The organism is Bradyrhizobium sp. BRP20, from assembly GCF_020194215.1.
Lineage (GTDB): Bacteria > Pseudomonadota > Alphaproteobacteria > Rhizobiales > Xanthobacteraceae > Bradyrhizobium > Bradyrhizobium yuanmingense.
Genome location: NZ_JADYVY010000032.1, coordinates 34955 through 44271 on the forward strand (window position 1 = coordinate 34955; position 9317 = coordinate 44271).

Annotated in this window: 9 protein-coding genes; 2 read left to right on the forward strand and 7 right to left on the reverse strand. The window is 65.9% G+C overall.

What is annotated here, in order from left to right; all coding sequences use genetic code 11:
- Positions 1-37 precede the first annotated feature (37 nt).
- Both I6F33_RS36265 and hydA read left to right on the forward strand, forming a co-directional pair.
- Positions 38-778 (forward strand): aspartate/glutamate racemase family protein, encoded by a 741-nt coding sequence (locus tag I6F33_RS36265; RefSeq protein WP_225145670.1) that lies wholly within the window; start codon positions 38-40, stop codon positions 776-778.
- Positions 739-2199 carry a dihydropyrimidinase gene (hydA, locus tag I6F33_RS36270; protein WP_225145671.1) on the forward strand — a complete coding sequence of 487 codons (1461 nt, stop codon included), beginning with the start codon at positions 739-741 and terminating at the stop codon, positions 2197-2199. Before I6F33_RS36265 ends, hydA begins: the two co-directional genes overlap by 40 nt.
- Positions 2200-2226: 27 nt before the next feature.
- On the opposite strand, the gene I6F33_RS36275 is transcribed toward hydA, so the two are convergent.
- Genes I6F33_RS36275 through I6F33_RS36305 form a run of 7 tightly spaced genes read right to left on the reverse strand, consistent with a single transcriptional unit; the run spans position 2227 to position 9240 of the window.
- Positions 2227-2853 carry an FMN-dependent NADH-azoreductase gene (locus tag I6F33_RS36275; protein WP_109144212.1) on the reverse strand — a complete coding sequence of 209 codons (627 nt, stop codon included), beginning with the start codon at positions 2851-2853 and terminating at the stop codon, positions 2227-2229.
- A gap of 3 nt (positions 2854-2856) precedes the next feature.
- Positions 2857-4431: an isochorismatase family protein gene (locus I6F33_RS36280; protein WP_225145672.1), complete on the reverse strand. Its 1575-nt coding sequence runs from the start codon at positions 4429-4431 to the stop codon at positions 2857-2859.
- Positions 4432-4450: 19 nt separating this feature from the next.
- Positions 4451-5299, reverse strand: a complete 849-nt coding sequence (locus I6F33_RS36285; protein WP_036023756.1) for an MBL fold metallo-hydrolase — start codon at positions 5297-5299, stop codon at positions 4451-4453.
- A gap of 30 nt (positions 5300-5329) precedes the next feature.
- Positions 5330-6214: an amidohydrolase family protein gene (locus tag I6F33_RS36290; protein ID WP_225145673.1), complete on the reverse strand. Its 885-nt coding sequence runs from the start codon at positions 6212-6214 to the stop codon at positions 5330-5332.
- Positions 6211-7329, reverse strand: coding sequence for a VWA domain-containing protein (locus I6F33_RS36295; protein WP_225145674.1), 1119 nt, complete (start codon positions 7327-7329; stop codon positions 6211-6213). The genes I6F33_RS36290 and I6F33_RS36295 overlap by 4 nt, the downstream gene beginning before the upstream one ends.
- Positions 7326-8207 carry a MoxR family ATPase gene (locus I6F33_RS36300; RefSeq protein ID WP_057029893.1) on the reverse strand — a complete coding sequence of 294 codons (882 nt, stop codon included), beginning with the start codon at positions 8205-8207 and terminating at the stop codon, positions 7326-7328. Before I6F33_RS36300 ends, I6F33_RS36295 begins: the two co-directional genes overlap by 4 nt.
- Before the next feature lie 10 nt (positions 8208-8217).
- Positions 8218-9240, reverse strand: coding sequence for a xanthine dehydrogenase family protein molybdopterin-binding subunit (locus I6F33_RS36305; RefSeq protein WP_109144208.1), 1023 nt, complete (start codon positions 9238-9240; stop codon positions 8218-8220).
- Positions 9241-9317 lie beyond the last annotated feature (77 nt).

The window sequence follows — 9317 nt, forward strand, 5'->3', positions numbered from 1 at the left end:
TTTGATGCTCCCTGCGGCAACGGAGCGACTGTGATCGATGTCAGCCATGCGCAAGCGCCTCGGCATGATCACGCCGTCCTCCAACTCGGTGCTCGAGCCCGTCACCAGCGCTATGCTGGCGGGCACCCCCGGCGTCACCGCGCATTTCTCTCGCTTCCGCGTCACCCAGATCGCGCTCGATGCCGCCGCGCTGAGCCAGTTCGATGCCTCGGTGATGTTGCCGGCGGCAGATCTGCTGGCCGATGCCAAGGTCGACGCGATCGCCTGGAACGGAACGTCCGCAAGCTGGCTCGGCATCGGCCGCGACCGCAGCCTGTGCGAGGCGATCACGGCCCGCACAAATGTGCCGGCGACGACATCGACCCTGGCCTGCATCGATGCCGCCTGCGCGCTCGGCGCCAGGCGCGTCGGCCTGGTCTCGCCCTATACCGACGACGTGCAGCGGCGCATTGCCGACGTCTGGGCTGAGGAGGGGATCGCCCCGCATGCCGAGCGGCATCTCGGCTTGCGCGACAACTTTTCCTTTGGCGAAGTCGCGCCGTCGACGATCACGGATATGATCCGCGCCGTGGCGGCGGAGGGGACTGACGCGATCGTCATCCTCTGCACCAATCTCGATGGTGCGGCGCTTGCGGCCACGCTGGAGCGGGAGCTGGATATCGCCGTGCTCGATTCGGTCGCGGTGACGCTGTGGCGGACCCTCTGCCTCGCCGGCGGCGATGTGACGGCCCTTGCGAAATGGGGACGGATCTTCCAGACAATGCCAAATATCAGGTGACGGAGACATCAGTGACGCAGCTCGACCTCGCCATCCGCGGCGGCACCATCGTGACGGCCAGCGACGAGTTTCGCGCTGATATCGGAATTCGCGACGGCCGCATCGTCAGCATCGCCGATAGCATCGCGGGCGCAGCGCGCGAGATCGATGCGTCGGGCCTATTGGCGCTGCCGGGCGGCATCGACAGCCACGTCCATATTTCCCAGCCCTCGGGCCCCGACGTGGTGATGGCCGACGATTTTGCCTCGGCGACGCGCGCAGCCGCAGCCGGCGGCAACACCATGGTGCTGCCCTTTGCGCTGCAGGAGAAAGGCACCTCGCTGCGCAGCTGTGTCGAGAACTATCGCAAGCTCGCCGAAGGTGAGTGCTACATCGATACGGCCTTCCATCTCATCATCTCCGATCCGACTGCCGTGGTGCTCGGGCAGGAGCTGCCGGCGCTGGTCAAGGACGGCTACACCTCGTTCAAGGTGTTCATGACCTATGACGACCTCGTGCTCAGCGACAAGCAGCTGCTCGAAGTGTTCGAGGTCGCGCGCCGCGAGGAGGCGCTGGTCATGGTCCATTGCGAGGGCTACGACGCCATCCGTTTCCTGACCAGCAAGCTGGAGCGCGAAGGTCATATCGCGCCGTATTATCACGGCACCTCGCGGCCGCAGGCGGTCGAGCGCGAGGCGACGCACCGGGCCATCAGCCATGCCGAGCTGATCGGCGTTCCCATCATGATCGTGCACGTCTCCGGACGCGAGGCGATGGAGCAGGTACGCTGGGCGCAGCAGCGCGGTCTGCCCGTTCATGCCGAGACCTGCCCGCAATACATCACGCTGACGGCCGACGACATGAAGGGCCTCAACATGGACATTACGGGCGCGAAATACGTCTGCTCGCCGCCGCCGCGCGATGTCGAGAGCCAGGAGGCGATCTGGGAGGGCATTACGTCGGGCGTGTTCCAGACCTTCTCGTCCGATCACTGCCCGTTCCGCTACGATGATCCCAAGGGCAAGCTGACGCCGAACGCCCGTACCTCGTTCCGCTGGGTGCCGAACGGCATCCCGGGCGTCGAGACGCGTCTGCCGATTCTGTTCTCCGAAGGCGTCTCGAAGGGCCGCATCACCCTGCAGAAGTTCGTCGAGCTGACCGCGACCAACCACGCCCGCATCTACGGTCTCTATCCCCGGAAGGGCTCGATCGGCGTCGGCTTCGATGCCGACATCGTTCTCTGGGATCCCAAGTTGAAGAAGCCGATCCGGCAGGCCGATCTGCATCACGGCGCGGATTACACGCCCTGGGAAGGTTTCGAGGTTACGGGATGGCCGGTGACGACGATCGCGAGGGGAGAGGTGGTCTGCAGCGAGGGCCGGATCGTCGGCACCAAAGGCGCAGGCCAAGTGCTGAGCCGGGGCAAGTCGAGCCTGATCTGATCCGGCTCGACACGCCGCCATCGCGATTCAGAAGGTCGCGGCCATTGCAGCGAGACGTTGATGGGCCCGTTCGCGGGCGGCATCGATCGGCGCTTGTGGTCCCGTGGTTGGACCGATCAGGACGAAGCGGACATTGCTGATCCCGATGAAGCGCAGGATCTCCCGTAAGTAGGGCGTTGCCATGTCGATGCGGCCGCGGTTCATGCCGGTGGCAAAATCGCTGCCGCTGGCGATGATCACCAGCGTCGGCCGGTCCTTGAGCAGCGGCAGATATCCCTGCGACGGATCAAACCGAAAGGTGAGGCCGGGCTGGACGATGATGTCGAACCACTGCTTGAGCTTGTAGGGAAGGCCGAAGTTCCACATCGGAGTCGAGATCAGCACGCGATCGGCGAGCGAGAAGCGCAACGCCATTCGCTCGGCCTCGGCAAAGCTGTCGCGCTGCGCATCGGTGAAGACCTGAGCCTTCATGCGCGCGTATTTGGCCTCGACGATCGGACCGGTGAATTCCGGCATCCGTTCACGCCAGATGTCCACGACATCAATGTCCCAATCCGGCCGGGCCTGGCGGAAGCCATCGAGAAAGAGCCGCGCGCCGGCTGTCGATTCGGCCTCGGCGCGCGGCGAGCAGGACAAGTGCAGGAGCTTTGCCACAGCTCATCCCAGCGCTCTGATCACGGCATCGGCCCTGGTCACGACCGCGACGTTCTGCATGGCGAAGTTGATCGAGGCATTGTGCCAGTCGGCATTCATGGTCGAGCAGCAATCCTCGGGCACGATCATGAAATAGCCCTTGTCAGCGCCGGTCCGCGCCGTGTGCTCGATCGACATGTTGGTCCAGGCGCCGGTATTGATGATCATGTCGCGGCCGGTCGCTTTCAGGATCGTCTCCAGCCGCGTGCCTTCCCAGGCGCTCATCCGCATCTTCTCGACCACGAAATCGCCGGGCCGGGGCTCGAGGCCTGAAACCGGGGCCGCACCCCAGCTCCCGCGCACCATCGCCTTGCTGTCGACCAGGCCCTCGAACAACGGAGCGTTCAGCGTGACGCCGGGCGCGCCGGGCTCGACCACGAACCAGACATGGATGATGGTGACGCCGCGGGCGCGCGCGGCCTCCGCGAGGCGCCGCACATTCTCCACGACATGCTGCTGCTTGGCATGACCCGGCGCGCCGGACTCGGAGAAAGCCCCGCCGTCCATGATGACGTCGTTCTGGAGATCCTGGATGATCATGGCGCAGCGTTGCGGATCGAGCCGCATCTCGCCTTCGCTCAGAATAGGCGCGGCTGGCGACGAGCTCGAGCTTGCTCCGCCACCAGTGCGCCTGCCGCTCATATAGGGCTCATGCCGCGGGCCGACCCGGGCCGGGATCGCATATATCGAATGGGTCGAGGTGAGATAGAGCGTGCGGAAATTCGGCCCGCCCCAGGCGAGGTTGGCGACGAGCTCGGGCACGCGGACCTTGCCGAGCAGTTCGCCGCGCGGCGAACAGACCCAGACGCCGCCGGGGGCGGTGACCCAGACATTGCCGTGCTGATCGCATTTCATGCCGTCGGGCAAGCCAGGCTCGAGCTCGGACTTGATGCCGCTGGCGAACACGCGCGCATTGGACAGCGAGCCGTCGCTGTTGACGTCGAACACGCGGATCAGCGCTTGCACCGTGTCGTTGACATAAAGCAGCCTCTCGTCCGGCGAGAAGCACAACCCGTTCGGCTGGTCGAACAGATTGCGCTCGACTACGAGCTTCGGCTCGCCGCCCGGCACGACGCGGTAGACGCCCTGGAAGCCGAGCTGGCGCGGCCGTTCGACGCCATAGACCGGCATGCGGCCATACCATGGATCGGAGAAATAGATCGCGCCGGATGAGTGCACGCAGACGTCGTTCGGGCTGTTGAGCTCCTGGCCGCCGAAATGCGAGGCCAGGACCTCACGCCGTCCGTCCGGGCGTTCGCGGATCAGCGACGAGGTTGCGTGCTCGCAGACGATCAAATTGAGCTCGGCGTCATAGGTCATGCCGTTGCATTTGTTCGACGGGCGTTTGACCTCGACGACGCCGCGCCGCGCATCCCAGCGCCGCCGCACGTCGGCCGGCATGTCCGAGAACAGCAGATAATGATCGACCGGATGCCAGATGGGCCCTTCCGTGAAGTCGAAGCCAGTGCCGATCTGTGCAACCGGCGCATAGGGGTCGATCAGGGTTTCGAACTCGCTTCGCAACGTCACATGCGTCATCGGTCGATCCTCGACAACGTCAAGCCGGGAACCAGTTGCGCTCGGGCAGCGACTGCACGATCGGGCCAGGGACTTGATCGTGCAGACGCCCCACGACATTGCCGCCTTCGATCTTGGCGGGACGGTCGTGGACCGGGAGCAGGTAGCGCGAGCTGCTCAGCAGCTTTTTGATCGCCGCCTTTTCCGCGCGCTTGGTGGTGCCATGGTTGCCGGTGGTACGCGGCTCCCAATCGTGGATCTCATGGAAGGGCGTGACGATCTGGTCGTTGAAGTCGTAGATCACGTCGCCGCAGATGGTGGCGATGCCGTCGGCGGTCTCGACGATGATGTTCATCGAGCCCTCGGTGTGCGCGTTGGCGGCATCGCAATAGACGCCGGGCATCAGCTCGATCGGCCCGGTGATCTCGAGGTCCAGGAAGCGCAGCGCGCTCTTGGTATGCAGCCGGTCGATCAGGTGCTTGATGTCTGGCGCGGGATATTGCGGATGCATCAGGCCGGAGACGGAATATTCGAGCTCCTTGCGGTTGAGCACGACGGTCGTGTTCATCGGAAACAGGTCGTCCTTGCCGGCATGGTCGATATGCAAATGCGTGTGGCAGACGAAGCGAACGTCGCCCATGCGAACGCCGTGGCGCGCGAGCTGGTTCTCGATCATGTTCTCATGATACTGGAGCCCGCGCATGCCCAGCGTCTCCATGATCTGGTTGGAGCGATAGCCGGTGTCGACGACAACAGGATATTTGCCGCCGAGGATCAAAAAGCCGAGCGTGAGGACGCGGCGGGTGCGGCCGCAGTCGCGGCCGAGCACCAGGAAGCTCGATTCCAGCTCGATATCGCCGTAGTCCAGGATCTTGATCTCCAGCGCCATTCGTTTCCCTCCCGTCTCGTTTCTTGTCTGTCAAAGCCGATAGACGCGCGTCGCCGTCGTCCTGAAGATCGCATCCTGCTGCTCCGCACTGAACGGGGCGGCGGCGGCGCGAAAGGCTGCGACGAGCTCGCGATAACTGGTCCACAATTTCTCGATCGGAAAATTGGAGCCGAACAGGCAGCGCTCGGCGCCGAAGATCGCGACGGTATCGGTGAGCACGGCGGCGATATGCGCGGGATCGTTGCGATGGATGAAGGTGCCGAGCCCGGACAGTTTCGAGACCACGTTCGGACAACTCGCGAGCCGGGCCATCCCGGCGCGCCAGGCCGCCCGTCCAGCCGGCGAGAGATCCTCGAGCATGCCGGCATGCTGGAGGATGAAGGTCACGCCGGGACAGGATTCGGCCAGCTGCGCAGCATCCGGCATCTGCGGCGTGAACACCTGCAAATCGAAGCTCCAGCCGTAATCGGAAAGACGTGCGACATTGCGACGGATCGTCGGGTCGGCGCAGAGATCCGGACGCGCCGCGAAGCGATAGAGCGGGTTCTCGTGCCAATGCAGCTGCATGCGCACCCCACGCAGTAGCGGATAACGATTGAGGCGGTCGAGCTGCGGACGGACGTCCTCGGCCGCGAAATTGGCGTAGGCAACGATGGCGTGCGGCCAGCCATGTTCGTCGGAGGTACGCTGTACCCACGCTGCTTCCTCCTCAAAATGCTCAGGCGCCCAATTGGTCTGCACATAGACGGAACGGGTGACGTCGCTGTCCTTGAGATCGTCGAGATATTCCTGGATCGGATAATCGCGCCGGATCGGCTCGTACGGTCCGAAGATGCGGGGCTGCATGGGGCCGGTCAGCCAGGGCAGGTCGGCCTGCCGCCAGATGTGATGATGGCCGTCGACAATATCGTTCACGCAGCTCTCCTTCCCAGTGCCAGGACGTGGGCGACGATCGATGCGCTCGACCCGCCGTCCACGAGATCGTCGACGGAGCGTTCGATCGCGACCAGAGCTTCTGTCTGCGGACGGAACGCGGGGCCTGTCGCGAGCGGCGTCAGCCAGCTCAGCCGCCACGCCCGCCGCGACAGTTTCGCGACGGCGTCGCGGAGGGCGTCCGGCTCGCCGCGCTCGAGCCCGTCGGAGACGATGATCACAGCGGCGCCGCGGGCGTAGCCGCCGAACCGCGGGACCGCCAGAAACGCCTGCAGCGCGTCGCCGATCCGGGTGCCGCCGTCCCAGTCGCTGACCAGATGTGCCGCGGCGCTCAGCGCCTGCTCGCGCCGTTTCAGCCGCAGCGCGCGGGTGACACGGGTCAGACGCGTGCCGAAGGTGAAGACCTCGACATTGGGCGCGGCCTGCACCAGCGTATGCGCAAGCTTCATATTCTCCTCGGTGCGGCTTTTCATCGAGCCGGAGACGTCGATCAGCAGTAACACCTTGCGCGGCCGTTGCCGCCGTTTCATGTGGCCGAGCCGCAGGATCTCGCCGTCGCTGCGGACAGAGTCGCGCAAGGTGCGGCGGAGGTCGGCAAAGGGGCCGCGGCGCGCCCGCATGCGGCGGTGCCCGCGCCGCCGTGGCAGGCGCCGCGGCGCCTCGCGTGCCAGGCGTCGGAGGGCATCGGTCGTGGATAGCTGCACGAAGCGGCGCTCGACCAGCGCCTCAGTGCGCGATGCAGTCAGGCCGGACTCGTTGGCCTCGTCGGAGAGCAGGGGCTCCTCGTCGCCGCGACCTTCCTCCTGCAGACGGACGGTCTCATCGTCCTCGCCGTCTGCGGCATGCTCGATCGCCTCGCTGCCGCGGAAATGCAGGTCGAACAGCCGATCGAAAGTGGCGCGGCGCTCGGGCGGAGGGGCGAGGGTGGCGAGCGCAGATTGCTTGATGTCCTCGAGCTTGCGCGGTCCGAGCAGCGCGATCGCGGCGAGGAACGCGGTGGTCTGCTCCGGCGCGACGGCGAAGCCGTTGGCGCGCAGCAGGGCGACGAAGGAAACAAAGGTGCGGGCAGCGCGCGGGAGCTGTGGCTCGATGCTCATGCGGTCGCCTCCGCGAGCATGGCATCGAGCCGCGGCGCGATGAAGTGCAGGTCCTCTTCGTCCTTCAGCGCCACGCCGATCGAGCGTTTGAAGGCATCAGGCCAGCGCGCGCCGCCCTTGTTGAGGAGGGTCGCGGCCTCGGCCCAGTCGACGGCTTCGGCGATGCCGGGGGCCTTGCTCAGCGGTTCACGCCGCAATCTCTCGACGGCCGCGACGACGGCGCGGGCCGTGGTTTCGGCGACGCTGGAGGCGCGCATCATGATGATGCGTGCCTCGCGCTCCGCCGTCGGATAATCGATCCAGTGATAGACGCAGCGGCGGCGCAAGGCTTCGTGCAGATCGCGGGTCCGGTTCGAGGTGAGCACGACCACCGGCCGCTCGGTCGCGCGGACCGTGCCGCGCTCGGGAATCGAGATCTGGAAGTCGGAGAGGAATTCGAGCAGGAAGGCCTCGAACTCCTGGTCGGCGCGGTCGATTTCATCGATCAGGAGCACGGTGGAATCAGGTGCGCGCAGCGCCGCCAGCATCGGCCGCTCGATCAGGAACGTCTCGCCATAGATGTCGATGCTCTCGTCGCCGGCCTGACGGATCGCCAGCATCTGGCGTGGATAGTTCCACTCATAGAGCGCGGCAGAGGCGTCGATGCCCTCGTAGCATTGCAGGCGGATCAGGCGGCGGCCGAGCACGGCGGCGATGGCTTTGGCGGCCTCCGTCTTGCCGACGCCGGGCGCGCCTTCGAGCAGCAGCGGCTTGCCGAGCGCGAGGCCGAGATAGGCGGCGGTCGCGAGCCCTTCGTCGGCGAGATAATAGGCCGCCCGCAGCGCCCGCTCCAGCGCCTCCGGGCTGTCGATGCCGACGATGTTGCTGCGAACCGCCACGGCCGATCCTCTAACGCCGCGCCTGCGGCCGCGCGCCGCCCTGCGCCTTGATCGCCCGCAGCACTTTCTCGGGCGTGATCGGCAGGTCGTCGATCCGCACGCCGACGGCGTTGAAGATTGCGTTCGCCACGGCGGGCAGCACCGGATTGGCGCACATCTCGCCGGGGCCTTTTCCCCCGAACGGACCATCAGGCGCAGGGCGTTCAAGCACCGCGATATCGTGCGGGCAGATATCGCCTGGACCGGGCATCAGATATTCGACGAAGTCGCGGGGGCCATGGACGGGATCGGGATAGTACGGCTCCGGCGTCTCGTAGAGCGCGTGGCTGATGCCCATCCAGGCGCCGCCGACCAGCTGCTGCTCGACCAGGCGCGGGTTGAGCGCGCGGCCGAGCTCATAAGCCGAGTCCATGCGGACCATCGCGACCTCGCCGGTCTCATCATCCACCTCGACCTCGGCGACAAGGCAGGCATGGGCATAGCAGGTTGCCGGCGACATCTCGCCCGTTTCAGGGTCGACGTTGGAGAGCGGCACCAGGAAGATGCCTCGGCCGGAGATGGTCTTGCCCTGTTTGAACTGCGCGGCAATGGCCACGTCCTTTGTCGAGATCGAGCGGTGCGGCGCGCCTTTGACATGGATGTTGCCGCGCCCGTCGGTCTCGAGATCGGCGGCGTTGACCTCGAGCTCCTCGGCGGCGGCCTCCATCATCACGCCGCGCGCCTCGCGCGCCGCAGCCATCACGGCGTTGCCGACGCGATGGGTGCCGCGTGAGGCGAACGAGCCCATGCAGTGCGGGCCGGTGTCGGAATCCGCCGTGTCGACATAGACGTCCTCGACGGGCACGCCCAGCGTCTCCGCGCAGATCTGCCGCGTCACCGATTTCATGCCCTGGCCGAGGTCGATCGACGACAGCGCCACGGTGAACTTGCCGCTCGGGTTGGAATGCACCAGCGCCTGGCTCGGATCGCCGCCGAGATTCATGCCGATGGGGTAGTTGATCGACGCCATGCCGCGTCCACGATGCCGGGTCATCTCAGCGTCTCCTGGTGCCGAACACGGAGGAGAATCGGGTCGCGCCGTGCGATGGCGCGGCCCGATTCTCCTCCGTG